Here is a 25557-nt window from a genome sequence, read left to right as displayed (position 1 = left end):
GGCGAAGCAAATCGCCCGCGATCGAATCTCGACGCTCGCGACTGTCGCGCGCCTATTGGCCCTTGGCAATCAGCGCCATCGTCGCCTTCAGGGAATCGCGGCCCTGCGTTTCGATATTCTCGGTGACGATATCATCGATGACGGCTTGGCCAGCCTGCTCGACCACCTCGAAGCGAACGGTCGTATAGTCCTTGGCGTCAGGAGTGTCCGCGCAGGCGGATTTCTTGAAGCGCACCGTGACCTCGGTCGTCCCGTTGACCGGGGGCGCCGCCGCCATCGCCAGATCCTCCAGTGGGCATGAGTCCTGGCCGTTGACGATGACGTCGTAATCGAAGGGCGATATACCGTCGTCGTCGCCGGCGGGAAATTGCGCGGCCGCCTGGTATTTCGCGATGAAGTCCTTGCTGTAGAGATGGTCAAGCCGGCTCGCATCGAAGATGTCGGTCCAGTCACTATTGTTGTCGGCCCAGTTGCTCCTGGTTGCGTCCATGATCTCCTTCACGGGAGCGGTGGCATCGGCCGCGTGGGCGGCGCCTGAAAAGGCGATAAGGCTTGCGATAACAACGGCGATTGTCTTCATGATCGAATGTTCCGGGGCGGGCAAATCAAGGCGGACACTAGCCAGATTTCAGCGCTTGGCAATGGCGGCAAAAACGCATTGTGAAACCCGTTGCAGCTTTGCGTTCCCGGTTCACAGTGCTATAGCGCTCCTCATCAGGTCAACCACCCGGGACGCTTGTCCCCTTCAAGCTCGAACGAGGCAGATACATGAACAAGATCAAGGTCGCCAATCCCGTCGCCGATCTCGACGGCGATGAAATGACGCGCATCATCTGGCAGCTCATCAAGGATAAGCTGATCCATCCGTATCTCGACCTCGATATCGACTATTTCGACCTCTCCGTCGAAAACCGCGACGCCACCAACGACCAGGTGACCGTCGACGCCGCCAATGCCATCAAGAAGTACGGCGTCGGCATCAAGTGCGCGACGATCACGCCGGATGAGGCCCGCGTCAAGGAATTCAACCTCAAGGAAATGTGGAAGAGCCCGAACGGCACGATCCGCAACATCCTCGGCGGCGTCATCTTCCGCGAGCCGATCATCTGCAAGAACGTGCCGCGCCTGGTTCCCGGCTGGACCCAGCCGATCGTCGTCGGCCGCCACGCCTTCGGCGACCAGTACCGCGCCACCGACTTCAAGTTCCCCGGTAAGGGCAAGCTGACGATCAAGTTCGTCGGCGAAGACGGCACCGTCATCGAGAAGGAAGTCTTCAACGCGCCGGGCGCCGGCGTCGCCATGGCCATGTACAATCTCGATGAATCGATCCGCGAATTCGCCCGCGCCTCGATGATGTACGGCCTGATGCGCAAATGGCCGGTCTACCTGTCGACCAAGAACACCATCCTCAAAGCCTATGACGGCCGCTTCAAGGACATCTTCGAGGAAGTCTACGAGACAGAATTCAAGGATCAGTTCAAGGAAGCCGGCATCACCTATGAACACCGTCTGATCGACGACATGGTCGCCTCGGCGCTCAAGTGGTCGGGCGGTTATGTCTGGGCCTGCAAGAACTATGACGGCGACGTCCAGTCTGACACGGTTGCCCAGGGCTTCGGCTCGCTCGGCCTGATGACCTCGGTGCTGCTGACGCCGGATGGCAAGACGGTCGAAGCCGAAGCCGCCCACGGCACGGTTACCCGCCATTACCGCCAGCACCAGAAGGGCCAGGAAACCTCGACGAACTCGATCGCCTCGATCTTCGCCTGGACCCGCGGCCTCGCCCATCGCGCCAAGCTCGACGACAACGCCGAGCTGGCCCGCTTCGCCTCGACGCTCGAAAAGGTCTGCGTCGATACCGTCGAATCCGGCTTCATGACCAAGGACCTGGCGCTCTTGATCGGCCCCGACCAGCCGTGGCTGTCGACCACCGCCTTCCTCGACAAGATCGACCAGAACCTGCAGAAGGCGATGGCGTAAGCCTCCTCTTTCGGGATAGCATCGAAACGGCGGGGATTTCCCCGCCGTTTTCATTTTGGGAGAACAGCTGATGACGGCGACCGTACGCCCGCTGGAACCATCCGACCGCGCCGCTTGGGAAACCCTGTGGGAGGCGTATCAGCGCTTCTACGAAGTGGTCATCCCACCCGAAACCACCGATCTCACCTGGGGCCGCTTCCATGATCCCAGCGAACCGATGCATGCGCTCGGCGCCTTCGATGGAGACGGCCGCCTCGTCGGCATCGTCCATGCCATCTTTCACCGCTCCTGCTTGCTGCCGCAATGGACCTGCTACCTGCAGGATCTCTATGTCGAAAACAGCCAGCGCGGGCTCGGTACCGGCGCCGCGCTGATCGATGCGGTCGCCGATCTTGCCCGTCAAAACGGCGCAGGCAGGCTTTATTGGATGACGCATGAAACGAATGCCACGGCGAGGCGGCTCTACGACAAGATCGCCGAGCGCTCAGGCTTCATCCAGTACCGCAAGGCTCTCTGAAGATCGGGGGTTGCAGAAAGACCTCGCCGCGCTATTGATTCCGGGCGACGCAACAGGAGGAGGATGTCATGACCGAAGAATTGGTATTCTACACGAACCCGATGTCACGCGGCCGCATCGCGCGCTGGATGCTGGAGGAAATTGGTCAGCCCTATCGCACCGAACTTCTGACCTTCGGCGAAACCATGAAGGCGCCGGAATATCTCTCCGTCAATCCGATGGGCAAGGTGCCGGCGATCCGCCATGGCGACACCGTCGTCACTGAATGCGCGGCGATCTGCGCCTATCTCGCCGAAACCTTCCCGGAAAAGGGGCTGGCCCCCAAGCCGGAAGAGCGCGCCCGCTATTACCGCTGGATGTTCTTTGCCGCCGGCCCGTTGGAATCGGCCGTGACGATGAAGGCGCTCGGCTTCGAAATTCCTGCGGAGCGCCTACGTATGGCCGGCTGCGGCGGTTTCGGCGACGTCATGAACACGCTTGAAATGGCGGTCTCCGGATCGACCTACGTCGCCGGCGAGCGCTTCACCGCCGCCGACGTCTATGTCGGCGCGCATGTCGGCTGGGGCCTCGGCTTCGGCAGCATCGAAAAACGCCAGGCCTTCGTCGATTACTTCGGCCGCATCAGCGAACGTGAGGCCTATAAGCGCGCCAGCGCTCTTGATGATGAGGCCGGAAAGACGATGCAGGCGGCCTGAATTGAACAAAGGATGCGATATTCACGGTTTCTTCTCTTAACGATGCGCAGGTGTGACCGTGAATTTCAGCCCCAGGGCTGAGAGCATCTTTGAAATGGTCTCGAATTGAGGCTTGCCGTTCTTCGAAAGGGCTCGGTATAGGTTTTCACGGCTCAAGTGAGCCTGCTCCGCCACGGCGCGAACGCCACCCTCCTGCGCCTTGGCTACATTGCGCAAGGTCTCTTGAAAAAGCTCCATATCTCCATCTTCAAGGCACTCAGCCAAATAGAGGGAGGCTTGTTCGGGATCGCGCAGAAGGTTGTCGCGATCCTGAAAATCGAAAGCCTTGCTGGGTGCGGTCATAGTTTTACCCTCCGATTGTAATCAGCCAGATACGCCGCCGCTTTCGCTATCACCCTATTTTTGGTCCTGCTTCGCCGAGCCCGCCAGCAGCAGAACTATTTTCTGGCCGACGATAGTGTAATAGAGGCGATATCCTTGGCCGTAATGCTCTCGCATCTCAAAGACTTCTTTGACGCCCTGAAGGCTCTTCCAGTCGCCAAAATTTCCGAAGCTTGCACGATCAATGCGGGCATAAAGTTTGGTTCGAGCGGTTTTATCCTTTATCTCCGCCAGCCACTCCTGCACTGGAGATTTACCGGTTTCGTCGACATAGGCCTCGATTTCATACCGCTTCATGCCACATGTGTAGCTTATAGACTACACATGTGGCAATTGGGAATATTCTCTTCAATGACAGCACACGGTTGCTCGGATATCGCCCTCAGGCAAGCGGCATATGGATATCCGTCATCAGCCCGGTCGGCGGCACCTCGCGCGGGTTGTTGAGATATTCCTCGAACATGACGCTGTCCTTCAACTGCCGCCCTGATTTCGGCAGCCATTCCGCATAAAGCCACTGGTAGGCCTTGTGCATGTCGGCATAGGGGCCCTTGTGGCGCAGCACGGCATAGTCGCCGCCGTCGATCGTGCGCCGCTCGAACGGCACTTCGGCCGGCCCCGCGGAAACGCCGGCGACGCAGGCGATCGAGCGCAGCTGTTCGGCGGGCACGATATCGGGATCGTCGAGATAAACACCGATCATCCGCATGTCGGGCTTGGCGAGGCCGCGCGCGTAAAGCGTGCCGAACAATGTTTCGAAGGCTTTGCCGATCTCCATATAGGAGCCGGTATGGGCGACACCGATCAGTTCCGTCGGAGCGATCTCACGTATGGTAACGTCGAACATGGCTTTGGTCTTTCCGTTAGGTGAGGGTTGGAAGGCTGTGTGGCTTCCCTCCTTCCGGTAGCGTGCCGGCGGCATGCCGTAGGCCGACTTGAAAATGCGGTTGAAGGATTGGAGATTGGGATAGCCTGATCGCTTCGCAATCTCACGGACGGCAAGCTCCGTGCGGACGATCTCGCCCGCCGCGCGATGCAGCCGCAGCCGCTTGACGGTGGCCGCCAGCGTCTCGCCGTAAATAGCCCGATAGATCCTGTGCCAGTGATAGCTGGACATGCAGGCGATCTCGGCCAGGCGCCCCATATCCAGCTCCTCGTCGAGGTGGTCGTGAATATAGGCCGAAACCCGTCTCAGACGGTTTTCATAGAGTGCCCATGCCGTATCGCCATTCATGTCAAACCTCGTGCAAATCGATCGGCTACAGAGAACCATATCCCGATTTGACAAATCTTGCTGACTTGAACCTTCGGCGAATCTTGCGTAGACCGGAATTCCGGCTCGAACCAAGAGGAATGCTTGATGCCGGATTTTCCAACATTGATGCTCTTTGCCGCCGCGGCGCTGGTGCTTACAGCCACGCCCGGTCCCGACATGCTGCTGATCGCCTCTCGCAGCATCAGCCAGGGGCGTGCGGCCGGATTTTTCACCTACGGCGGCATTGCGCTTGGCACCTATTGCCACGCTCTCGCCGCCGCGTTCGGACTTTCGCAACTCGTCATGGCGGTGCCGGCCGCTTATGAAGCTGTGCGCTGGGCCGGCTGCGGCTATCTGCTTTACCTCGCTTACAAGACGATTCGTTCTGAAGGCGCCGCCTTCGCGCCGGCATCGACGCTGCAGCGACTGTCGGCCAAACGCATCTTCTTTGCCGGTCTCACCACCAATCTGCTCAATCCAAAAATGGCACTCTTCGTCGTGGCTCTCTTTCCGCAATTCGTGAATGTGCAGAGCGGCCCTATCATGGTGCAGATGCTTATCTTTGCGACCGTGCTCAACGGCATCGGCCTCATCGTCAACGGCGCCGTCATCATCCTCGGAAGCAAGATCCGCTCACGGCTCGCTTCGCTCCGCCGTTTCCCGAAGCTGCCACAGTATATGTTGGCGACGGTCTTCACCGGCCTTGCCTGCCGTCTCGCGCTGCAGACGCGGAACTGACCGCCACTGCCAGCGCCCGAAACAAAAACGGCTGCGAAATCCCTGATCTCGCAGCCGCTCTCAACATGTCGAAATGTCCGTCAGACGGTATTCAGCCCGCGAGCGCTGATGCAACGGCCTCAAGGGCTTCTTCAGCCTTGCCGCCATCCGGACCGCCGGCCTGCGCCATGTCGGGACGGCCGCCGCCGCCCTTGCCGCCCAAGGCGGCAGAGGCGATGCGGACGAGATCGACGGCGCTGTAGCGCTCGACGAGATCCGGCGTCACCGCGACGACGGCGCTTGCCTTGCCGTCGTCGGACACACCGATCAGGGTGACGACGCCGGAGCCGATGCTGGTCTTGCCGTCATCGGCAAGTCCCTTCAGATCCTTGGGATCGACGCCCGATATCGATTTGCCGAGGAACTTGACGCCGGCGACTTCGCGTACGGCATCGACCGCGCCGCCCTGCCCGCCACCCATGGCGAGCTTACGCTTGGTGTCGGCCAGCTCTTTCTCCAGCTTGCGGCGCTCATCCATCAGCGCCTCGACGCGCGACAGAACCTCCGAAGGCTGAACCTTCAGCGAGGCGGCGAGCGTCTTCACGCGATCATCCTGCTCGGCGAGATATTCGCGCGCCGATTCACCGGTGACGGCCTCGATACGGCGAACGCCGGCGCCGACGGCACTTTCGCCGAGCACGCGGATCAAGCCGATCTGACCGGTGGCCGACACATGCGTGCCGCCGCAAAGCTCGACCGAATAAGGCTTGTTGCTCTTTGCGCCATGAAGGCCGGTGCCCATCGAGACGACACGCACTTCATCGCCGTACTTCTCGCCGAAGAGTGCCATAGCGCCTTCTCCGATGGCGTCGTCGACGCTCATCAGGCGGGTCGTCACAGCCGAATTCTGCAGCACGATCTCGTTGGCCATATCCTCGACGATCTTCAGCTCCTCGGCCGACATCGGCTTCGGATGCGACACGTCGAAACGCAGCCGCTCGGGCGCGACCAGTGAACCCTTCTGGGCGACATGCGTGCCGAGCACCTCGCGCAGCGCCTCATGCAGCAGGTGTGTTGCCGAGTGGTTGGCGCGCAGGCGCGAACGGCGGGCGTGATCGACGGTCAGAACGACCGCATCGCCGGTCTTGAATGCGCCTTCGGCAACGACGCCGGAATGCACGAAGAGGCCTTCGCCCTTCTTCTGCGTGTCCGAGATCTCTATTCTGCCGTGGTCGGACGAGATGACGCCGGTATCGCCCATCTGACCGCCGGATTCGCCATAGAACGGCGTCTGGTTCACGACGATCTGCACCTTGTCGCCGGCCTTGACCTCTTCGGCAACGGCGCCGTCCTTGACGATCGCCTGCACCACGCCTTCGGCGGTTTCGGTGTCGTAACCCAGGAATTCGGTTGCGCCGTGCTTTTCTCTAAGCTCGAACCAGATGGTTTCGGTTGCCTTCTCGCCGGAACCGGCCCAGTGCGAGCGGGCTTCGGCCTTCTGCCGCTGCATGGCATCGGTGAAGCCGGAGATATCGACGCCGATCTCACGGGCGCGCAGCGCATCCTGCGTCAGGTCGAGCGGGAAGCCGTAGGTGTCGTAGAGCTTGAAGGCGGTCTCGCCATCCAGCATGTCGCCCTTGCCGAGATCCGTGGTCGCATCCGACAGCAGCGACAGGCCACGCTCCAGCGTCTTGCGGAAGCGGCCTTCTTCGAGTTTCAGCGTCTCCGAAATCAACGCTTCGGCGCGCACGAGTTCCGGATAGGCGCGGCCCATCTCCTGCACCAGCGTCGGCAGCAGCTTGTACATCAGCGGCTCCTTGGCGCCGAGAAGCTGGGCGTGGCGCATGGCGCGGCGCATGATACGGCGCAGCACATAGCCGCGGCCTTCATTCGAGGGAAGCACGCCATCGGCGATCAGGAAGGCCGAGGAGCGCAGATGGTCGGCGATGACGCGATGGCTGGCGCTGCCCTGAGCCTTAGCGCCCATCGTCTCTTCGATGGCGGCGATCAGCGTGCGGAACAGGTCCGTGTCGAAGACGCTCTGGACGCCCTGCAGGATGCACGCCATGCGCTCCAGGCCCATGCCGGTATCGATCGACGGACGTGGCAACGGGTTGCGCACACCCGGCTCGATCTGCTCGAACTGCATGAAGACGAGGTTCCAGAATTCCAGGAACCGGTCGCCGTCCTCCTCAGGCGAACCGGGAGGGCCGCCCCAGACGTTCTCGCCCTGGTCGATGAAGATTTCAGAGCAGGGGCCGCAGGGGCCGGTATCGCCCATCTGCCAGAAATTATCGGAGGTCGGGATGCGGATGATCTTGTCGTCGGAGAAGCCGGCGATCTTCTTCCACAGCGTCGCGGCTTCCTCGTCTTCGGAATAGACGGTGACTAGCAGGCGATGTTTCGGCAGATCGAAACCTTCGGTGACGAGCTTCCAGGCAAGCTCGATCGCATTCTCCTTGAAATAGTCGCCAAACGAAAAGTTGCCGAGCATTTCGAAGAAGGTCAGGTGGCGGGCAGTATAGCCGACATTGTCGAGGTCGTTATGCTTGCCGCCGGCGCGCACGCATTTCTGCGAGGTGGTCGCCGTGGAATAAGGGCGTTTCTCCAGACCGGTGAAGACGTTCTTGAACTGCACCATGCCGGCATTTGTGAACATCAGCGTCGGGTCGTTGCGCGGCACGAGCGGGCTCGACGAGACGATCTCATGACCGTTCTTCTTGAAATAGTCGAGGAATGTCGACCGGATATCGTTCACACCGCTCATGCTATGCCCTTCAATGCTGCCGGAGGCAGGTAAATCTAAATCCATCGGCTTTTAACGTTCGCCTCCGCCACTGTCCAGCAGACAAACAAAACCGGCCGCATTCTGATCAGGGAATGCGGCCGGTTGGAATTGTCCGATGCGCTCAAGCGCGAAAATCACATTTCCGCGGCGCCATCGCCATCATCGGCATCCGGTCCGCCGTTCTGCAAGAATCGGTCGGCGATCAGGCCGGCATTCTGGCGCAGCGACAGTTCGATCTCGCGAGCCAGATCCGGATTGTCGCGCAGGAAGGTCTTGGCGTTTTCGCGACCCTGGCCGAGACGCTGGCTGTTATAGGAGAACCAGGCACCGGATTTCTCGACGATGCCGGCCTTGACGCCGAGATCGACCAGTTCGCCGGTCTTGGAAACGCCCTCGCCATACATGATGTCGAACTCGACCTGCTTGAAGGGCGGCGCCATCTTGTTCTTGACGACCTTGACGCGGGTCTGGTTGCCGATCACTTCTTCGCGCTCCTTGACCGCGCCGATGCGGCGGATGTCAAGGCGCACGGAGGCGTAGAACTTCAGCGCATTGCCGCCGGTCGTTGTCTCAGGCGAACCGAACATGACGCCGATCTTCATGCGGATCTGGTTGATGAAGATCACCATGGTGTTCGACTTGGAAATCGAAGCCGTGAGCTTGCGCAATGCCTGGCTCATCAAGCGCGCCTGCAGGCCGGGAAGGCTGTCGCCCATCTCGCCTTCGATTTCGGCGCGCGGCGTCAGTGCGGCGACCGAGTCGACAACGAGAACGTCGACGGCGCCGGAGCGCACCAGCGTATCGGTGATTTCGAGCGCCTGCTCGCCGGTATCGGGCTGCGAGATCAGCAGGTTCTGCAGATCGACGCCAAGTTTGCGGGCATAGACGGGATCAAGCGCATGTTCGGCGTCGACGAAGGCGCAGATGCCGCCCTTCTTCTGCGCTTCGGCAATGGTCTGCAACGCAAGCGTCGTCTTACCGGAACTTTCCGGACCGTAGATCTCGACGATGCGGCCCTTCGGTAAACCGCCGATGCCGAGCGCGATATCGAGGCTGAGCGAGCCTGTCGAAACCGTCTCGATCTCGATAACGTTCTCGTTGGAGCCGAGCTTCATGATCGAGCCCTTGCCGAACGACCGCTCTATCTGTGAGAGTGCCGCTTCAAGCGCTTTGCTTTTGTCCACCGATTTGTCCTCTACCAGCCGCAATGAATTCTGAGACATCCGATCCACCTTTAGGTTATTGAAGCCGCCCAAGCAATGTCGAGTTTGTACCCTATTTGTTCCATTCCCGCAATAGGCGATCAAACGATTGAAAGAAAAAGGTAAAACAGCCCGTGTTCTATATTTGTTTTATCAATGCAAAGCAACGGCTTAGGCCATATGCGGCGGCTTTGCCGCGGCAGGAAAGCACCGGCTCGATTCGCGCTTCGGGCATCGGAAGGCGGTTGAAATGAAGAAAAAGATTCTTGTTCTCGGCGGCGCCCATATCGACCGGCGCGGCCGCATCTCCGGCGAAACGGCGCCGGGCGCCAGCAATCCCGGCACGTGGTTCGAGGAGCCGGGCGGCGGCGGTTTCAATGCGGCGCGCAACCTTGCGAGGCTGGGTTTTCAGGTGACGATGATTTCGCCGCGCGGCGGCGATCCCATCGGCGAGATGGTCGGCGAAGCCGCCGATTTCGCCGGCATCGACGACCGGCCCTTCGTCTTCCTCGACCGCAAGACCCCAAGTTATACGGCGATCATCGAGAAGGACGGCAACCTGGTGATCGCCCTTGCCGACATGGATCTCTACCGCTTCTTCGTGCCGCGGCGTCTCTCCATCCGCTGGGTCCGCGAGGCCTTCGCCGCCCATGATCTCATTCTTTTCGACGCCAACCTGCCGGAGGAGACGATCGCGGCGATCGTTGCCAAGGCGCATTGTCTGGCAAAGCCGGTCGCGGCAATTGCCATCTCGCCTGCCAAGGTCGTCAGGCTGAAACCCTGCATCGGGGATATCGACTATCTGTTCCTGAATGAGGCCGAGGCCGCCGCCCTTGCCGGCGAACAGCCCGAAGACGCCGCCGGCTGGCCGCCGCTTCTCAACGGGATCGGCATCAGGAACGCCGTCGTCACCCGCGGCCGCCGCGAGCTCGTCGCACTTTGCGAGGGCCGCGCCGTGACGCTGCAGCCGCCGGTCTCCGACACTGTCGCCGACGTCACCGGTGCCGGCGATTCTCTTGCGGCCGGCACGCTCTCCGCCTTGATATCAGGCCTGCCGCTCGAAGAGGCCGTGCGCCACGGCACAGCAGCCGCCACGCTGACCGTGCAGTCGCGGCATGCCGTCAACGAAAATCTGACACCGGATCTCTTGAATGCGGCGCTTGCCCTTGTTCCCAAGGTCAGAATTCTGCATTGAAGCGATTATATAATCGAGCATGACGTCGCCCGAAAACCGCTGACCCCTTTCGGCATCATGCTCTATCGACGACAGGACAAGATCATGACCAAGCCCATTTCGCCCCTTTTGCCGATCGCCTATTCGAAGGAGGTCGCCAGCGCCAAGCAGCGCGGCGCGCCGCTGGTGGCGCTGGAATCGACCATCATCACCCATGGCATGCCCTATCCCGGCAATATCGAGATGGCGCGCAGCGTCGAGACGATCATTCGCGAACAGGGTGCGGTGCCGGCCACGATCGCCGTCATTCACGGCACGCTGCATATCGGCCTTGAAGCCGGCGAACTGGAGCAGCTCGCCAAGGCGACCGATGTGATGAAGGTGTCGCGCGCCGATCTCGCCTTCGCGATCGCCGAGCGCCGCACGGGCGCCACCACAGTCGCCGCGACGATGATTGCCGCCGCCCGCGCCGGCATTCGCGTCTTTGCCACGGGCGGCATCGGCGGCGTACACCGCGGCGCTGAGGAAAGCTTCGACATATCGGCCGATCTCGAGGAACTGGCGCGCACCGGCGTCATCGTCGTCTGCGCCGGCGCCAAGGCGATCCTCGACATTCCGAAGACGCTGGAAGTGCTGGAAACCCGCGGCGTGCCCGTCGTCACCTACGAGAGCGAAGAATTCCCTGCCTTCTGGTCGCGCTCCTCGGGCATATCAAGCCCGCTGTCGCTGAACAGCCCGGCCGCCATCGCCAATTTCCAGACGGTGCGCGAACAGCTCGGCATCGACGGCGGCATGCTCATCGCCAACCCGGTGCCCGAGGCCGACGAGATCGCCCGCGAAGAGATGGAAATCTATATCGAGCGGGCGCTTGATAGCGCCGAGCGCGACGAAGTCACCGGCAAGGCGGTGACGCCCTATCTGCTCTCGACCATTTTCGACCTCACGGATGGCCAGAGCCTGAAGACGAATATTGCGCTGGTGGAGAACAATGCGCGGCTGGCGGCTGAGATTGCGGTGGCGCTGGGCGAGTAAGAGATAGTGGGAGGGCAAGAATGCCCTGGCAGATAGGGCGTGCCGTGCAAGCCCCCCTCTGCCCTGCCGGGCATCTCCCCCATAGGTGGGGAGATGGGCTGGGCGCACCGGCTTTCCTCAACAGTCAGCGTTGCAATCCGGCGAAACGGTAGAGAGGCGGGAGGAGCACGCCTCTTGTCGATCTCCCCACCTGTGGGGGAGATGCCCGGCAGGGCAGAGGGGGGTACCACACGGCACGACCTCTCTGACGGCCCCCTTCACCCGTCCAACGTTTCCTTCACCACCACAGCAAGCTGCTTCAGCGAAAACGGCTTCGGCAAAAACCCGAATTTTGACTCCGGCGGCAGGTTGCGGGCGAAGGCATCTTCGGCGTAGCCCGAGACGAAGATGAATTTCATGTCGGGATAGGACTTGCGCAGCTCGCGCAGCAGCGTCGGGCCGTCCATCTCCGGCATGACCACGTCGGAAACGACGATATCGACCTTGCCTTCGAGCTCTTCCATGATGCTGAGCGCCTCGACGCCCGAGCCCGCCTCGTGCACGGTGTAGCCGCGCGTTTCCAGCATGCGCTTGCCGCCACGGCGCACCGCCTCTTCGTCTTCGACGAGAAGAATGACCGCCGATCCCGTCAGATCCTCCGGCTGCTGCGCCGCTGGCGCCTCCGGCCGCATGCCGATCTCGGCAACGGCGCTATCGATCGCGCCTGCTTCGGCGGCAACCGCCGGCTCCGGGATGTGGCGCGGCAGGAAGACCCGGAAGGTCGTGCCTTTGCCGACTTCGGATTCCGGCTGGATGTAACCGCCCGATTGCTTGACGATGCCGTAGACCATGGCGAGGCCGAGTCCCGTGCCCTTGCCGACATCCTTGGTGGTGAAGAACGGCTCGAAGATCTTGTCCATGATCTCGGGCGCGATGCCGGTGCCGTTATCGGCGACTTCGATCAGCACCATGTCCTCGGCCGGCATGTAGGAATAGTTGAAGGCGGAGACCTCCGACGCTGTCAGGTTTCGGGTGCGCAGCGTCAGCGTGCCGCCCTCGGGCATGGCATCGCGCGCATTGACACAGAGATTGATCAGCACCTGTTCGAATTGCGAAAGGTCGGTTTTGACGGGCCAGAGATCGCGGCCATATTGCACGTCGAGCTTGACGTTAGTGCCGGAAAGCAGCCGGTCGACCAGCATGCGCAGGTCGCCGACGACATCCGTCAGGTTCAGCACCGAGGGCCGCATCGTCTGCTTGCGCGAGAAGGCGAGCAGCTGGCGCACCAGCACCGCGGCGCGGTTGGCGTTGCGCTTGATTTCCATCAAGTCGGCGAAGCTCGCATCGGCCGGTCGCGCCTGCAGCAGCAGATGGTCGGAGGAAAGCAGGATCGCCGTCAGCACATTGTTGAAGTCATGCGCGATGCCGCCGGCGAGCGTGCCGACAGCATTCATCTTCTGCGTCTGCGCCATCTGCGCTTCCAGCGCCTTCTGCTCGGTCACCTCGACGGCATAGACGATCGCCGCCTCCTCGGGCGCCTCGTCGCTCTGGTCGATGACGGCGTTGACGTAGAAACGGAAATAGCGCGCCTCGTCGGTGGGCGTGCGGGTATCGAGCGGCGCGATGTCGCCCTGCCGGTCCTTGGCCGCCGCCAGCGCCTCGGCAAGCTGCGGCCGGTCGCTTTCCTGCACGATGGTTTCGAGATGCGGCGCCTTTTCGAGATCGTCGCGCGAGACGACGCCGGAGAACAGCTTGAGGAACGGCGCGTTGGTCCGCAGGATGCGCCCGTCGCCGTCCACCGAGGCGATCGCCATCGGAGTGTTGTTGAAGAAGCGGGTGAAGCGCATGGCGGCGGCCGAAGCGGACTGGCCGCCGGCTTCGCTCTTTTCACGCCCCAGCACGATCGTCCGGCTTTCGCCGGGTGCGCCGTCGCGCATCGAGGTGACGCTGTGAATGATCTGCACCGGCAGGCTCTGGCCGTTGGTCTTGCGCAGGTCGAGATCGAGCGTCACCGTCTTTTTCAGGCCGGGCTCGGCCTGCACCGACTGGATCAGCGCCAGCCCCTCGCCCGCCACCACGTCGCCGATCGTCATCGAGCCCGGCACGAATTTGGTGAGGTCGAGCCCCAGCCACTCGGCAAGCGTTGCATTGAGATAGAAGATCTCGCCCTTCCTGCCGGCGGAGAAGAAACCGGCCGGCGCATGGTCGAGATAGTCGATCGCGTTCTGCAACTCCTTGAAGAAGCGCTCCTGGTCGTCGCGCTCGGTGGTGATGTCGGTGATCTGCCAGATCTGCAGCGGCTTGCCGCCGCTCTCCTCCTGATGCAGCAGCCGCGCCTTCAGCCGGTACCAATGGGCGCCGGAGCTGTTGCTGCCGGGGCCGACGGCGCGCAGCAGGCGGAACTCCTCGCGGCCTTCCTTGCCTTCGCGCAGGCCGTTGACCAGCCTGTAGAGCGCCTCGTTCGATTCGCGGTGGCGCGACAGCAGGGTTTCCAGCGTCTGCACCTCGGTCGCCTTGCGCGCGCCGGTCAGAGCGCCATAGGCGGCGTTGGCATAGATGATCCGGCCCTTTTCGTCGGTGATCAGCGTGCCGTCGGGATGACTGTTGAGGAAGGCGCGCGCCAGGCTGTCGGACTGACGCTGCGGCATCACCTCGATGAAGCCGATGACCGAGGATACCAGGAAGAAGATGCCGACCATGGCGAGCACGCCGAGACCGCCCAGCACGACCTCATTGTCGAGCGACCTCTTGAAGACGACAAAGCCGCCGGCGGCTGCGATCAGCACGAGAGCCAGCAGAAGAATGCGCAAGACCGTGCCAGAACGCCCCCCACGATCCACAAGCGGTGCGTTATAATCGTCGGCCTGACGCGGTTTCGTCATCTATTCCTCACATAAGCCCCTTCAGCTTCGTAGCACGAACACGAAGCGGGAATCAGGCACTCTTTCCTTCTTAGCAATTTGCCGCGTCGGCAAAAACACCGGTCGCCGGCAAGACTGCTTGAATTCACAGGCAACAGCGCCATCTGCCCCTGAACCCTGATGCGGCCGCCCGTGCGCAAGATCGCCGGGCGCCCCGGCAGCGGAACACGAAATCGCGTTCTCCCGTGACTGGACAGCACCGGCGGCCCTTGCCTAAGGAACGGAAAAGTCGTCAATATGTGCCGAATGTGAAAGGGAGTAAGTGATTATGTTGGATGATGTTGTCGGAGCTTATGGCAGCCGTTTTCTGCTTGCCGCCGGTGGCGTCGGCCTGGCGCTTCTCCTGCTCATCCTGGTGCTCTGGGTGATCCGCAGACGGGCGCCCTCGCCCTTCGTGCGCGGCGGCCGCAACCGCCAGCCCCGCCTGCAGGTTCTGGATGCCGCAGCTGTCGATACCCGCCGCCGGCTGGTGCTGGTGCGCCGCGACGACGTCGAGCATCTGATCATGATCGGCGGCCCGAGCGATATCGTCATCGAAAGCCGTATCCTGCCCGCAGCGGCGCAACAGCCGGAAAGCGCCGACCGTCCGCACCCCGTCGAGCAGCGCCCAATATCCGCGGCGCGCCCGGAAACCCCACCGGTTTCTCCGCCCCGCGCCCCAGTTGCAGCCCCGGTTGCAGTCCCAGTCGCCGCTCCTGCCGCAGCCCGCATCGAGCCGGAGCCTTCCTTCTCCGCGCCGGTTTCGCCGGAGCCGCGCCCGCGCCCCGAACCGCCAGCCCCGCCGGCCGTGGCGCCGCCGGTGGCGACGAGCCCTCTTCCGGCAAATCCCGTGACAGCGCCGCTGTCGGCCGAACGCGACATTCCTCCGCCTCCCCCGCCTCAGCCGCGCCCGCCGGAGCGTCCCGTCGCTTCCCCGATCGCGCAGCCCGCACCGTTCCACGATACTGCAAGTGCGGCCGAGATCCTCGATGCCGCCCGCCAGCGCGTGCTGCCGCAGCAGCGCATCGAACCCGAAATCTCTGCTCCATCTTTCCAGGGCACGCCGGCCGCCGCCCGCGCAGCACCCGGCGCAGCCGAGGACGATGCGGCCGCGCAGCCGGCAGCGGCGATCCGCGGTGATTTCCAGCGCGTGCTGGAAGAGGAGATGTCGAACAATCTGACGGCCGAGCGCATCGTCCCGGTGCCGGCAAACCAGCCCCCCCGCCAAGCCATACCGCAGCCGCAGCCGGGCAACCTGCCGCGCCGCGATCCCGATCTTGCCCCGATCACCGGCGCCGATACTGAGCTGCAGAAGGAAGTCGCCCGCATCTTCGGCGAAATGAGCGTCAATCGCGACAAATGAAGGCAAGACGCCCGCGTCACGCCGGGTTGCCGCACCTTCTCCCTCGCTATGAAGTTGCACAAAAGCCGCAATGCCGCGGCTTTTTCAGATTGCGAATGCCTCAGCTCTCCCCTTCATGCTGATCATTTGGTATCGATCGGGTGAAGAGCGTTGGCGCATCCGAGGTTGCACTTTGCCTAAGTAAACACCGGTCTCACTCCAGTTTCACCCGTACTGCCGCCCAGCGACGCGCTGGCGGCATGCGAACATGTTCATCGGGTGGTGGCGAGAGACCGGTTTGGCATTGTTATAATGTGCCACGGCAGGCGCCGCTGTCTCAGCTCTTCAGCCACCCGCAACATCGCCATACCGCGCCCGCAAGGGTTTTCTCATGCACCATCTCGATGGACTTCCGAACGGAAGACCAAGACGATATGTGCAAGACCCTTCGGGTCCGATGGACCATTATTCCCAAGACGGCGCCCCAGCCTTGGATTGCATGCGGCGGATGCGGCGGCCTGAGAGCCTTCCAATCCAGCGGCAAGATCCGGCTCAACGCCAACGGCCGCAAGCTGGATGCCTGGCTGATCTATAAATGCCTGGCCTGTGAAAGAACGTGGAACCGGCCGATCCTCGAGCGCCGCAATGTCAGCGACATCGATCCTGCCGTCCTTGAGGCGCTGCAGTCCAACGATCCCCACTGGATCCGGACCGAGACCTTCAATCTCGACGCTCTCCGGCGCAAATCGCTGCGTGTGGATGAGTTTGCCGAATTTGAAATCGCCAAGGAGATACAGCACGAAACTGCGAATTGGACGGGATTGGCCATCGAACTGACGGTTCCCGTCCCAACCAGCACACGCCTCGACCGCCTGCTGGCGTCCGAGCTGAAGCTTTCACGCGCGAAGCTGCAGGCTCTTCACGCGGAAGGCATGGTTCGGACGGATCCTGAGAAGGCAGACATCCTGCGCCGACGACTGAGGAACGGCACCCTCGTCACGATCGATCTCTCCATGGAGGCCGAGCGAGAGCGATGGTGGAAACCACTGGCGACAGGTAATTATGCAGTGGAGCAGTGATCGACGAACAAGCGCCGCGATCCGATCGCGGCGCTTGTCTGCTCTCATGTCTGCATGAAAACCATTATTCGTCGCGATAGACTTTTTCGCGGCGTTCGTGGCGCTCCTGCGCCTCGATCGACAGCGTCGCGATCGGGCGGGCGTCGAGACGCTTGAGGCCGATCGGTTCGCCGGTTTCCTCGCAGTAGCCGTAAGTGCCGTCTTCGATGCGCTGCAGTGCCGCGTCGATCTTGGAAATCAGCTTTCTCTGCCGATCGCGGGCGCGAAGTTCGATCGCCCGGTCGGTTTCCGACGACGCCCGGTCGGCGAGGTCGGGATGGTTTGCGCTTTCCTCGGCCAGATGGTCGAGGGTTTCACGCGCTTCTCTAAGGATATCATTTCTCCATGCAACCAGCTTGGTCCTGAAGTAGGCACGCTGGTTTACGTTCATGAACTCTTCCTCTTCCGAGGGAACGTAATTGCTAAGATCGATCTTCTCACTCAACGCGATTCTCCTGAAGAACATCTCATCTGGGCGGGTGTATATCCCAAGCGCTAGCCGCGGTTCAAGCCAAATACGACAGGTAAACAGATTTTTAAATCTGTTACAATTTTAGGCTAACGACCTATTTTGTCATGGTTATTCCGGCCGCCAATTTTCTCTTCGCCTTCAAAACGCCGGTTGTCAGCCACGTTTTGCGCCATTGCGGCATGGCTGGCGATTGACGGCGGCCGATTGCAACCGCTACTGAAAAGACCCGCCCGATCCTGGATTTTGCCCATGACCGTACCGCTGCCTCCGCCGAACCGCATCTATCTCCTGCGTCATGCCGAGGCCGCCTGGGCCGAACCCGGGCAGCGCGATTTCGACCGGCCGCTCAACGAAAAGGGCTTCGGCGATGCGGAGATCATCGCCGACAAGGCCGCCGACAAGGGCTACCGCCCCGATCTTCTGATCAGCTCGACGGCGCTGCGCTGCCGCGACACCGCCGGCGCCGTGCACCGGGCAATCGGCGTTGCCCTCGACGTGCGTTATGTCGATGCGCTCTACAACGCCACGGTCGACACCTATCTCGAAATCGTCGATGCGCAGGATGAGGCAGCCGTCATGCTGGTCGGCCACAATCCGACCATGGAGCAGGCGCTGGAGGCGCTGATCGGCCATGAGGCGATGGCAAGCGCCCTTCCCGGCGGCTTCCCGACGGCGGGCCTTGCCGTCGTCGATTACGACGCTGTCGCCGCCGGCTGGCGCCTCACCGATTTCGTGGTCGTCTGAAAGCTTTCGCGCCGCGTCTTTTTCAGGCGACGCGCCCTTCCTATATTGCCGGCAGTCACCAACCGGAATTGCGCCTTGCCGCCACGCCTGACATCCTTTGCCGATGACGCCCGCATCGCCCTCGACAATCTCGCCGACCGGGCGAGCGGCCTCGTCAATCCGACCCTGCGGCTCGGCGTCACCGGCCTCTCGCGCTCCGGCAAGACGGTCTTCATCTCCTCACTGGTTCACAATCTCCTGCATGGCGGCCGCCTGCCGCTGTTCGAGCCGGTGCAGTCGGGCCGCGTCTCGGCGGTGCGTCTGGAGCCGCAGCCCGACGATGCCGTGCCGCGCTTTCAGTATGAGGACCATATCCGTGCGCTGGTGAAGGACCGTATCTGGCCGGATTCGACCCGCGCCATCTCGGAGCTGCGCATCACGCTGGATTATCAGAGCGCCAGCGGCTGGAACCGGCTGTTTTCGCCCGGCCGCCTGTCGATCGACATCGTCGATTATCCCGGCGAATGGCTGCTCGACCTGCCGCTGCTCGGCAAGGATTACCGCACCTTCAGCGAGGAAACGATCGCACTGGCGAAAACCGGCATCCGCTCCGAGCTGTCGCGCGGCTGGCTGGCGCTGACGCATGCGGCCGATATCCAGGCCGGCGCCGACGAGATGGTCGCCCGCGACCTCGCCACCGCCTTTGCCGATTATCTCAAGGCCTGCAAGGCCGACGAACGCTCGCTCTCCACCCTGCCGCCCGGCCGCCTGCTGCTGCCCGGCGATCTCGACGGTTCGCCGGCACTGACCTTCGCGCCGCTGGCCTTGCCGGCGGACGGCCGTCCGGGGCGCAACTCGCTCTGGACGATGATGGAGCGGCGTTACGAGGCCTATAAATCGGTCGTCGTCAAACCTTTCTTCCGCGAGCATTTCGCCCGCATCGACCGGCAGATCGTGCTGGTGGATGCGCTGCAGGCGATGAACCGCGGCCCCGAAGCGGTCCAGGATCTGGAACGCGCACTGACCGATGTGCTCGCCTGTTTCCGCCCCGGCACCAATTCGCTGCTGTCCTCGCTGCTCGGGCGCCGCATCGACCGCGTGCTGGTCGCCGCCACCAAGGCCGATCATCTCCACCATGAAAGCCACGACCGGCTGGATGCGCTCACCCGCCGACTGGTGGATCGCGCCATCGACCGCATCGGCATGGCGGGCGCGGGCATCGATGTCATGGCGCTCGCCTCCGTGCGCGCCACCCGCGAGGCATCGGTCAAGCGCGACGGTCATGAACTGCCTGTCATCGTCGGTACGCCGATGGAGGGCGAAACCATCGCCGGCGAGCGTTTCGACGGCCAGAGAAAGACCGCGATCTTTCCCGGCGACCTGCCGGAGGATCCGGAGAGCCTGTTTGACCGTATCGCCTCGGGTGTAACAGGCCTGCGGCTGCCCGATGTCAATGTCGTCAGGTTCCGCCCGCCGCAGCTCGAGGAAACCGGCGGCGGCATCAAGCTGTCGGTGCCGCATATCCGCCTCGACCGCGTCATGCAGTTCCTGTTCGGAGACCGTCTCGCATGAGCAAGCCCCCCTCCGAGCCGCCACGCCGCCCGCCCGCCGTCTTTACCTATGAGGACGAGGCCACCGAGCGCCATGACAACGGCCGCCGGGGAGAACAGCGGCGCAGGCCGGAAAGCTTCTCCGAAAACATCGTCGTGACGGCGGATGAGGACGATCCCTTCCTCAATCCCGACAAGGATCTGAGCGCAGTGCCCGTGGCAACGCCGCTGAGACGCCGGACCTCTTTCGGCAAGATCGCCGCCGGTGCCTTCGGCATCCTGCTGTCACTTGGCATCGGCCTCTGGACCGATAGCCTGGTTCGCGATCTCTTCACCCGCGCCGACTGGTTGGGTTATGCGGCGCTTGCCGTGCTCGCGGTCGGCCTCCTCGCCGTGCTTGCCCTCGTCATCCGCGAGGCATCAGGGATGATGCGCCTTGCCGCCGTCCAGGCGATCAAGGCCGAAGCGGAAGCCGCGATGGTCGAAACCCGGCCGGCAAAGGCGCGCGCCGTCGTCGCCCGCCTGACCACGCTGCTTTCGGCCAATCCCGAGACATCGAAGGGCCGTGCCACGCTGAAGGCGACGGAAGGCGAGGTCATCGATCCCCCGCATCTGATTGCGCTCGCCGAACGGGAATTGCTCGCGCCGCTCGACCGCAAGGCCCGCGCCCTGATCGTCAACGCCTCCAAGCGCGTCTCGATCGTCACCGCCGTCAGCCCGCGCGCCGTGGTCGACCTGCTCTATGTGCTCTATGAGTCCGTGCGCCTCATCCGCGCCATGGCCGAGCTTTATGGCGGCCGCCCCGGCACGCTCGGCATGTTCCGTCTGCTGCGCGACGTGCTGGCGCATCTGGCGGTCACCGGATCGATCGCCGTCGGCGACAGCCTCGTGCAGCAGGTGCTCGGCCATGGGCTGGCCTCCAAGCTCTCGGCCCGATTGGGCGAAGGCGTGATCAACGGCCTGATGACCGCCCGCATTGGAATCGCGGCGATGGATCTCTGCCGCCCGCTCGCCTTCCATGCCCTGAAGCGGCCGGGAATCGGCGATTTCATCGGCGACCTCACGCCCTCCATGTCGCCGCGCGGCAACACTCCCTGAGAGTCGAAGCAATTCCGCACACTTTGCCACCCCTAACGGAATGTTGGCGAAATTGCAGCAGATTCAAGGCTCTAATGGCGACAAGCTAAAATCCGGACCGCGCGAAACCCCTGTATTCCAGCGCATTTCGGCACGATTGAAAGGAAGGATTAACCATTCTTCGGCAAGACTTGCAGCCAGTTCGTGAGTGGTGTTTGCCAAGGAAAATCCATGTATTCGCGCAAGTTTCTCATTATATGCGGTCTGGCCGCCGCTGCATTGTCTCCCGTCGCAGACGTCGCTCCGGCAGCCACCGCTGCAACCCGTGACAAGGCCTTCTTCGATTCCGTCGCCGGCTCCTGGAAGGGCCCGGGCGAAATCGTCGCCGGCAAGTACAAGGGGACGAAATTCACCTGCAACCTGATCGGCGAGCCGACAGGCGACAGTGGCGCCGGCATCAAGCTCGACGGGACCTGCCGCGTCGGCGTCTTCAAGCAGCCGATGACCGCGGTCATCTCGCAGTCGGGCTCGACCTACAAGGGCAAGTTCCTCGACGGCGCCGCCGGCAAGGGTCTTGACGTCGTCTCCGGCGCCGTCAGCGAGGATACCGTCGTCGTCGGCATCAACCGCGCCAAGCTGAACGGCGCGATGATCGCCCGCGTGCGTGACGACAAGACGATGAACGTCACCGTTTCGGTCAAGGTCGAAAGCCAGATGATCCCGGTCATCGGCCTGACGCTGACCCGCCAGGTCGATGAGATGGCCGTCGGTTCCATCCAGTAGATAAATCGCACCATGGATTCTCCTGAAGCGGCGGGTTTCCCGCCGTTTTCCGTTTCAGAATCTCCGCCTCAGCTCTGGAGCCACCAGTCGCGGCTGTTATCGGCGACTTCGATGCCCGCCACCTCCGCACCCGACAGCCAGGCGCTGATCGCCCTGCCCTTGACGAAAAGGTCCGGCGCGATATCGGCAAGCGGCATCAGCACGAAACCGCGATCGGTCATGCGCGGATGCGGCAGTTCCAGCCGCGGCGCCTCCTGGATGACGTTGCCATAGGTCAGCACGTCGATATCGAGTGTGCGCGGCCCCCAGCGCTCGATACGTTCGCGTTTCATCTCCCGCTCGATCGACAGGCAGACATCGAGCAAAGCCTCGGGCTCCAGCCTGGTTTCGACGGCGGCGCAGGCGTTGAAGAAGAAGGATTGGTCGGTCTTGCCCCAGGGCGGCGTGCGATAGAGCCGCGAGACCGCCCTAACCCGGCAGTCGTCACGTGCGTCCAGCCGCTGCAGTGCGGCGGCCATCGCCTTCACGGGATCGCCGATATTGCCGCCGAGCCCGAGTGTGGCGGATTGCCATGCGGTCTCAGGCAAAGTGCTCAACGCTCACCTGCACGAAATCGAGCACGCCGGGCACCGGCGCGTTCGGCTTGCGCACCGTGATCTTCGCTCGCCGAACCTGCGGGAATGTCTCGCAGAGCCCTTTGGCAATATCGAGCGCCAAGGCCTCGATCAGGTAGCGGCGCTTGCCGGTGACGATCTGCTCGATCACCGTGAAGGCGATGCCGTAATTGACGGTATCGTCGATCGAATCGCTTTTCAGTGCCTCGCCGGCGACGACATCGAGCTCGGCATCGACGAAGAAGCGCTGGCCGAGGAATTCCTCCTCGTCATGCACGCCGTGGCGCGCGAAGAAGGCGCAGTTCTGCAGCGTGATCGTGTAGGTGGTCATGTCGGCCGCTTCCTCTCGAATTCCTGGCGCGCATTCAGCATAGCATCGGCGATATCGAGCGCATCCCTGTTGATTGCGACATTGTGCACCCGGAAAATCGCAGCCCCTTGAAGCCTGAGCAGGGCGCTGGTCGCAGCCGTCGCCGCATCCCTGTCTGCCGCCTCACGCCCCGTCACCGCGCCGAGGAAGCGCTTGCGCGACGTCCCGGCAAGCAGCGGCAGGCCGAAGCGGGAAAGTTCGGAAAACCGCGCCATCAGTTCGAGGTTCTCCTCCGCCGTCTCCTTGGCGAAGCCGAAGCCCGGATCGAGCACGATGCGCTCGCTGTCGACGCCGGCTGCCTGGGCGATCTCGAGCGATCGTTTGAGAAAATGCACCTGATCGGCAATCACGTCGGGAAGCTTCGCCCGGTCGCGGCCGGTATGCATGATGCAGAGCCCGGCCCCGGTCGCCGCCGCGATGTCGGCGATATCGGGCTCCCTCTGCAGCCCGAAGACGTCGTTGACGATATGGGCGCCGGCGCTGACCGCAAGCCGCGCCGTCTCGGCGCGATAAGTATCGATCGAGATCAGCGCCTGGGTGCGCCCGCGCAGCGCCTCGATGACCGGCAGCACACGCGCCTGCTCCTCGGAAGGGCTGACGGCAGCGGCGTTCGGCCGGGTCGATTCGCCGCCGATATCGATAATCCCGGCACCCTCGCTCACGGCCCGAAGCGCATGTTCGACCGCCGCATCGAAGGTTTCGAAGCGTCCGCCGTCGGAAAAAGAGTCCGGCGTCACGTTGATGATCGCCATGATGAGAGAACGGCGGCCGAGTTCGATCTCCCGGCCATGGCCCACACGCCATAAACTGCCTTCGAACCCTGTCACCAGACTTATCCCATCGATCGCGAAAAAAGCGCCATCCGATATTGCGCTTGCGGTGGCTATGCCCCAAGCTCCGGTCGATTTCAACACGGGTTGCGTTCAGAATGCCGCTTGCAGTGCGTTATATGGTCCTTCCTCTCGCCTTTTCCATTGCTCTTTCGGTCTGCAGCCCAGTGCAAGCAGAAGTGATTGCATCGAAAAGCTATTCCTATTTCGACATTCGCGGCAAAACCGCGGATGAGCTCGACCGCGAACTCAGCCGTCGCGGCCCGACGTCGAGCGGTTCCTCGGCGCGCCATCCCGGCGCAACGAAGATCCGCTTCGGTGGTGAAGCCACCTATATCCAGGATAACGGCCGCTGCCGCGTCGGCAACGTCAAGGTCACGGTCCACACCCAGATCATCCTGCCGCGCTGGAACAGCCGCAAGGGCGCCAGCAGGGAGCTGTCGGTGATCTGGGACGCCCTGTCGAGCGATATCAAGCGCCACGAGGAACGCCATGCCGAAATCGCCCGCGATCAGGCCCGCGCCATGGAACGCGCCATCCGCGCCCTGCCGCAGCAGCGCAGCTGCGAGGCCATGCAGGAACTCGTCTCGGGCGAATCAGCTCGCGGTATAGAGGAGCACGATCGGCAGCAGGCGCGATTCGACCGTGTCGAGGCGGTCAATTTCCAGAAGCGCATGCTGAGATTGCTGAACAATCGAATCAACGGCCGAGCCGGCGCAAAATAAGGCTTTTTCAGTCTGGTTGCGAGCGGAAAACCTTAGCTGCACAACGAAACTTGTGCGAAACTTGCACCCTCCCCAGTGATTTAATGGTCATTTTTCATCCTGGCAGACTCAACCGGAACGCGTTAATATGAACACATTCGAAAGTGCAGCTACGGCATCTGCTCTTTCATCGCTGGGTTCTCCTGGCGCGTTCCGAAGCCGCGGATGTTCCTCCCTCATCCGTAGGTAATGCGCCCGCCTCGCCTCGCTCGCACCAGCGCGCGAGGCGTCTTTTTCTGGACCCTATTCCGGCGAAGGTGAAGCGCAGGCGCTTAAGCCTGGCGTTCCGGCACGTGCACCACGAGGCCGTCATAGACAGCCTTCATGCGGATCTGACAGGACAGCCGCGAGTTCGGGCGCACGTCGAAGGCGAAGTCGAGCATATCCTCTTCCATCGCTTCCGGCTGGCCGACCTGCTCGGTCCATGCCTCGTCGACGTAGACATGACAGGTCGCGCAGGCGCAGGCGCCGCCGCATTCAGCCTCGATGCCGGGCACCGAATTGCGCACGGCATTCTCCATGACGGTGGAGCCTTGGTCGACGTCGAGGTCGAAGCGCGTGCCGTCGAAGGCGACGATGGTAAGTTTGGGCATCAGGACTATTTCCGGTCTTCAAATGATGGGCGGATTTTCTTCCGACAATTCGACGCGTCAGTCAACATCGGGAAAGTCGCCCTAACCTTGCAGATCGGGCCTTCGCCCGCCGTCTTCAAAGCGTCATGCAGGACGTCGCAAAAAGACCCGAGGTTCCGCAATGGAACAACGGGTCTCATTCGAACACATCTCAAACCGGGATCAGCCGCGGCAGAGTTTCAGGATGAAATTCTCGGCGTCGATGACGGCGGCACCGAGCGCAGCCGTTGACCCGGCGTCACCGCCGGTTTCCTCGACGGCCTCGGCCGTCTGCGACACGCGGAAGGCGCCGACCGAGCTTGCCGCGCCCTTCAGGCGGTGCGCGGCCGCGCCGACGCGGATGGTTTCGCCGCTGGCAATATCCTGCAGACATGCGCGAGCCTGGCGCGCAAACATCTGAAGGACTTCGATTTCCAGCGACTTGTCGCCCATCGTCTGCTTGGCGAGATGGACGAGATCGATCGGCCGAACCTTCGAGGGACAGGGTCCCTTTGCATTATCCGGCGCCTCGAATACGATGTTCAATGCTGCCATCTGAGCTGCCATTGCCAATTCTCCCGTCTCGTGTCGTGCGCAGTTGCAACAGTTCTGCGCCGGGAGGGTGGCCATCACGTTAAATTCCGGCACAGTCGGGGCGGAAATCTCGCCATATGGTTAACATC

Annotated in this window: 26 protein-coding genes; 13 read left to right on the top strand and 13 right to left on the bottom strand. The window is 62.5% G+C overall.

Going from position 1 to position 25557, the window contains the following annotated elements:
* Positions 1 to 52: 52 nt before the first annotated feature.
* Complete coding sequence (locus QMO80_RS01195) at positions 53 to 580, bottom strand: hypothetical protein (RefSeq protein ID WP_283198546.1); 528 nt, start codon at positions 578 to 580, stop codon at positions 53 to 55.
* 188 nt (positions 581 to 768) lie between these two features.
* Between QMO80_RS01195 and QMO80_RS01190 the strand changes: the two genes are divergently transcribed.
* From QMO80_RS01190 to QMO80_RS01180, 3 genes are all read left to right on the top strand, one after another.
* Complete coding sequence (locus tag QMO80_RS01190; RefSeq protein WP_003586206.1) at positions 769 to 1980, top strand: NADP-dependent isocitrate dehydrogenase; 1212 nt, start codon at positions 769 to 771, stop codon at positions 1978 to 1980.
* Positions 1981 to 2050: 70 nt separating this feature from the next.
* Positions 2051 to 2497 carry a GNAT family N-acetyltransferase gene (locus QMO80_RS01185; protein ID WP_283198545.1) on the top strand — a complete coding sequence of 149 codons (447 nt, stop codon included), beginning with the start codon at positions 2051 to 2053 and terminating at the stop codon, positions 2495 to 2497.
* Positions 2498 to 2565: 68 nt separating this feature from the next.
* Complete coding sequence (locus QMO80_RS01180) at positions 2566 to 3192, top strand: glutathione S-transferase family protein (protein ID WP_283198544.1); 627 nt, start codon at positions 2566 to 2568, stop codon at positions 3190 to 3192.
* Positions 3193 to 3228: 36 nt separating this feature from the next.
* Here QMO80_RS01180 and QMO80_RS01175 read toward each other — a convergent pair whose 3' ends face one another.
* From QMO80_RS01175 to QMO80_RS01165, 3 genes are all read right to left on the bottom strand, one after another.
* Positions 3229 to 3534, bottom strand: coding sequence for an addiction module antidote protein (locus QMO80_RS01175; protein WP_283198543.1), 306 nt, complete (start codon positions 3532 to 3534; stop codon positions 3229 to 3231).
* A 54-nt stretch (positions 3535 to 3588) separates the two neighbouring features.
* Entirely contained in the window at positions 3589 to 3870 is a 282-nt protein-coding gene (locus QMO80_RS01170) for a type II toxin-antitoxin system RelE/ParE family toxin (RefSeq protein ID WP_283198542.1), read from the bottom strand.
* Between the two features lie 85 nt (positions 3871 to 3955).
* Entirely contained in the window at positions 3956 to 4807 is an 852-nt protein-coding gene (locus QMO80_RS01165; RefSeq protein ID WP_283198541.1) for a GyrI-like domain-containing protein, read from the bottom strand.
* A 126-nt stretch (positions 4808 to 4933) separates the two neighbouring features.
* Here QMO80_RS01165 and QMO80_RS01160 point away from each other — a divergent pair, with 126 nt between their 5' ends.
* Positions 4934 to 5566 (top strand): LysE family translocator, encoded by a 633-nt coding sequence (locus tag QMO80_RS01160; RefSeq protein ID WP_283198540.1) that lies wholly within the window; start codon positions 4934 to 4936, stop codon positions 5564 to 5566.
* A gap of 91 nt (positions 5567 to 5657) precedes the next feature.
* On the opposite strand, the gene alaS is transcribed toward QMO80_RS01160, so the two are convergent.
* Entirely contained in the window at positions 5658 to 8312 is a 2655-nt protein-coding gene (gene alaS / locus QMO80_RS01155; protein ID WP_283198539.1) for an alanine--tRNA ligase, read from the bottom strand.
* Positions 8313 to 8467: 155 nt separating this feature from the next.
* On the bottom strand, positions 8468 to 9556 hold the full coding sequence (gene recA, locus QMO80_RS01150; protein WP_283198538.1) for a recombinase RecA: 1089 nt from the start codon (positions 9554 to 9556) through the stop codon (positions 8468 to 8470).
* Positions 9557 to 9785: 229 nt separating this feature from the next.
* Here recA and QMO80_RS01145 point away from each other — a divergent pair, with 229 nt between their 5' ends.
* Positions 9786 to 10730, top strand: a complete 945-nt coding sequence (locus QMO80_RS01145; RefSeq protein WP_283198537.1) for a carbohydrate kinase family protein — start codon at positions 9786 to 9788, stop codon at positions 10728 to 10730.
* Between the two features lie 84 nt (positions 10731 to 10814).
* Positions 10815 to 11741 carry a pseudouridine-5'-phosphate glycosidase gene (locus QMO80_RS01140; protein WP_283198536.1) on the top strand — a complete coding sequence of 309 codons (927 nt, stop codon included), beginning with the start codon at positions 10815 to 10817 and terminating at the stop codon, positions 11739 to 11741.
* Between the two features lie 257 nt (positions 11742 to 11998).
* On the opposite strand, the gene cckA is transcribed toward QMO80_RS01140, so the two are convergent.
* The gene (gene cckA / locus QMO80_RS01135; protein ID WP_283198535.1) at positions 11999 to 14602 is read right to left on the bottom strand and encodes a cell cycle histidine kinase CckA; all 2604 of its coding nucleotides are present in this window, start codon (positions 14600 to 14602) and stop codon (positions 11999 to 12001) included.
* Positions 14603 to 14909: 307 nt separating this feature from the next.
* Between cckA and QMO80_RS01130 the strand changes: the two genes are divergently transcribed.
* Positions 14910 to 15983, top strand: a complete 1074-nt coding sequence (locus QMO80_RS01130) for a flagellar biosynthetic protein FliO (protein ID WP_283198534.1) — start codon at positions 14910 to 14912, stop codon at positions 15981 to 15983.
* A gap of 413 nt (positions 15984 to 16396) precedes the next feature.
* On the top strand, positions 16397 to 17041 hold the full coding sequence (locus QMO80_RS01125) for a DUF1062 domain-containing protein (protein WP_283198533.1): 645 nt from the start codon (positions 16397 to 16399) through the stop codon (positions 17039 to 17041).
* Positions 17042 to 17105: 64 nt separating this feature from the next.
* Here QMO80_RS01125 and dksA read toward each other — a convergent pair whose 3' ends face one another.
* A complete protein-coding gene (gene dksA / locus QMO80_RS01120) occupies positions 17106 to 17525 on the bottom strand; it encodes an RNA polymerase-binding protein DksA (RefSeq protein WP_003569003.1) in 420 nt (139 codons plus the stop codon).
* A 276-nt stretch (positions 17526 to 17801) separates the two neighbouring features.
* Between dksA and QMO80_RS01115 the strand changes: the two genes are divergently transcribed.
* The 4 genes from QMO80_RS01115 (at position 17802) to QMO80_RS01100 (ending at position 21685) form a co-directional block, all read left to right on the top strand.
* Positions 17802 to 18296 carry a histidine phosphatase family protein gene (locus QMO80_RS01115; RefSeq protein ID WP_283198532.1) on the top strand — a complete coding sequence of 165 codons (495 nt, stop codon included), beginning with the start codon at positions 17802 to 17804 and terminating at the stop codon, positions 18294 to 18296.
* Between the two features lie 75 nt (positions 18297 to 18371).
* A complete protein-coding gene (locus QMO80_RS01110; RefSeq protein ID WP_283198531.1) occupies positions 18372 to 19847 on the top strand; it encodes a YcjX family protein in 1476 nt (491 codons plus the stop codon).
* Positions 19844 to 20923 carry a YcjF family protein gene (locus QMO80_RS01105; protein ID WP_283198530.1) on the top strand — a complete coding sequence of 360 codons (1080 nt, stop codon included), beginning with the start codon at positions 19844 to 19846 and terminating at the stop codon, positions 20921 to 20923. The genes QMO80_RS01110 and QMO80_RS01105 overlap by 4 nt, the downstream gene beginning before the upstream one ends.
* A 210-nt stretch (positions 20924 to 21133) precedes the next feature.
* Entirely contained in the window at positions 21134 to 21685 is a 552-nt protein-coding gene (locus QMO80_RS01100; protein ID WP_003579600.1) for a hypothetical protein, read from the top strand.
* A 68-nt stretch (positions 21686 to 21753) separates the two neighbouring features.
* On the opposite strand, the gene folK is transcribed toward QMO80_RS01100, so the two are convergent.
* From folK to folP, 3 genes are read right to left on the bottom strand one after another with little or no spacing between them, the layout of a single operon-like run.
* Entirely contained in the window at positions 21754 to 22272 is a 519-nt protein-coding gene (gene folK, locus QMO80_RS01095; protein ID WP_283200084.1) for a 2-amino-4-hydroxy-6-hydroxymethyldihydropteridine diphosphokinase, read from the bottom strand.
* Positions 22265 to 22630 carry a dihydroneopterin aldolase gene (gene folB, locus QMO80_RS01090; RefSeq protein WP_009986496.1) on the bottom strand — a complete coding sequence of 122 codons (366 nt, stop codon included), beginning with the start codon at positions 22628 to 22630 and terminating at the stop codon, positions 22265 to 22267. The genes folK and folB overlap by 8 nt, the downstream gene beginning before the upstream one ends.
* Entirely contained in the window at positions 22627 to 23496 is an 870-nt protein-coding gene (gene folP, locus QMO80_RS01085; protein WP_283198529.1) for a dihydropteroate synthase, read from the bottom strand. The genes folB and folP overlap by 4 nt, the downstream gene beginning before the upstream one ends.
* Before the next feature lie 101 nt (positions 23497 to 23597).
* Between folP and QMO80_RS01080 the strand changes: the two genes are divergently transcribed.
* Positions 23598 to 24224, top strand: a complete 627-nt coding sequence (locus QMO80_RS01080; protein WP_283198528.1) for a DUF922 domain-containing Zn-dependent protease — start codon at positions 23598 to 23600, stop codon at positions 24222 to 24224.
* 311 nt (positions 24225 to 24535) lie between these two features.
* Here the strand turns inward: QMO80_RS01080 and QMO80_RS01075 are convergent, their stop codons facing one another.
* On the bottom strand, positions 24536 to 24856 hold the full coding sequence (locus QMO80_RS01075) for a 2Fe-2S iron-sulfur cluster-binding protein (protein ID WP_283198527.1): 321 nt from the start codon (positions 24854 to 24856) through the stop codon (positions 24536 to 24538).
* A gap of 201 nt (positions 24857 to 25057) precedes the next feature.
* On the bottom strand, positions 25058 to 25441 hold the full coding sequence (locus tag QMO80_RS01070; RefSeq protein ID WP_082336774.1) for an Hpt domain-containing protein: 384 nt from the start codon (positions 25439 to 25441) through the stop codon (positions 25058 to 25060).
* Between the last annotated feature and the right edge of the window lie 116 nt (positions 25442 to 25557).

Origin of the sequence: Rhizobium sp. BT03 (assembly GCF_030053155.1) — a bacterium.
Classification (GTDB): domain Bacteria; phylum Pseudomonadota; class Alphaproteobacteria; order Rhizobiales; family Rhizobiaceae; genus Rhizobium.
Note: the sequence above shows the minus strand (reverse complement) of the source record. Positions and strands in the feature narration are given on the sequence as shown.

Coding starts and splice junctions, on each gene's coding strand:
- QMO80_RS01195 (WP_283198546.1), bottom strand. CDS start 580: ATGAAGACAATCGCCGTTGTTATCGCAAGCCTTATCGCCTTTTCAGGC.
- QMO80_RS01190 (WP_003586206.1), top strand. CDS start 769: ATGAACAAGATCAAGGTCGCCAATCCCGTCGCCGATCTCGACGGCGAT.
- QMO80_RS01185 (WP_283198545.1), top strand. CDS start 2,051: ATGACGGCGACCGTACGCCCGCTGGAACCATCCGACCGCGCCGCTTGG.
- QMO80_RS01180 (WP_283198544.1), top strand. CDS start 2,566: ATGACCGAAGAATTGGTATTCTACACGAACCCGATGTCACGCGGCCGC.
- QMO80_RS01175 (WP_283198543.1), bottom strand. CDS start 3,534: ATGACCGCACCCAGCAAGGCTTTCGATTTTCAGGATCGCGACAACCTT.
- QMO80_RS01170 (WP_283198542.1), bottom strand. CDS start 3,870: ATGAAGCGGTATGAAATCGAGGCCTATGTCGACGAAACCGGTAAATCT.
- QMO80_RS01165 (WP_283198541.1), bottom strand. CDS start 4,807: ATGAATGGCGATACGGCATGGGCACTCTATGAAAACCGTCTGAGACGG.
- QMO80_RS01160 (WP_283198540.1), top strand. CDS start 4,934: ATGCCGGATTTTCCAACATTGATGCTCTTTGCCGCCGCGGCGCTGGTG.
- alaS (WP_283198539.1), bottom strand. CDS start 8,312: ATGAGCGGTGTGAACGATATCCGGTCGACATTCCTCGACTATTTCAAG.
- recA (WP_283198538.1), bottom strand. CDS start 9,556: ATGTCTCAGAATTCATTGCGGCTGGTAGAGGACAAATCGGTGGACAAA.
- QMO80_RS01145 (WP_283198537.1), top strand. CDS start 9,786: ATGAAGAAAAAGATTCTTGTTCTCGGCGGCGCCCATATCGACCGGCGC.
- QMO80_RS01140 (WP_283198536.1), top strand. CDS start 10,815: ATGACCAAGCCCATTTCGCCCCTTTTGCCGATCGCCTATTCGAAGGAG.
- cckA (WP_283198535.1), bottom strand. CDS start 14,602: ATGACGAAACCGCGTCAGGCCGACGATTATAACGCACCGCTTGTGGAT.
- QMO80_RS01130 (WP_283198534.1), top strand. CDS start 14,910: ATGTTGGATGATGTTGTCGGAGCTTATGGCAGCCGTTTTCTGCTTGCC.
- QMO80_RS01125 (WP_283198533.1), top strand. CDS start 16,397: ATGTGCAAGACCCTTCGGGTCCGATGGACCATTATTCCCAAGACGGCG.
- QMO80_RS01115 (WP_283198532.1), top strand. CDS start 17,802: ATGACCGTACCGCTGCCTCCGCCGAACCGCATCTATCTCCTGCGTCAT.
- QMO80_RS01105 (WP_283198530.1), top strand. CDS start 19,844: ATGAGCAAGCCCCCCTCCGAGCCGCCACGCCGCCCGCCCGCCGTCTTT.
- QMO80_RS01100 (WP_003579600.1), top strand. CDS start 21,134: ATGTATTCGCGCAAGTTTCTCATTATATGCGGTCTGGCCGCCGCTGCA.
- folB (WP_009986496.1), bottom strand. CDS start 22,630: ATGACCACCTACACGATCACGCTGCAGAACTGCGCCTTCTTCGCGCGC.
- QMO80_RS01080 (WP_283198528.1), top strand. CDS start 23,598: ATGCCGCTTGCAGTGCGTTATATGGTCCTTCCTCTCGCCTTTTCCATT.
- QMO80_RS01075 (WP_283198527.1), bottom strand. CDS start 24,856: ATGCCCAAACTTACCATCGTCGCCTTCGACGGCACGCGCTTCGACCTC.
- QMO80_RS01070 (WP_082336774.1), bottom strand. CDS start 25,441: ATGGCAGCTCAGATGGCAGCATTGAACATCGTATTCGAGGCGCCGGAT.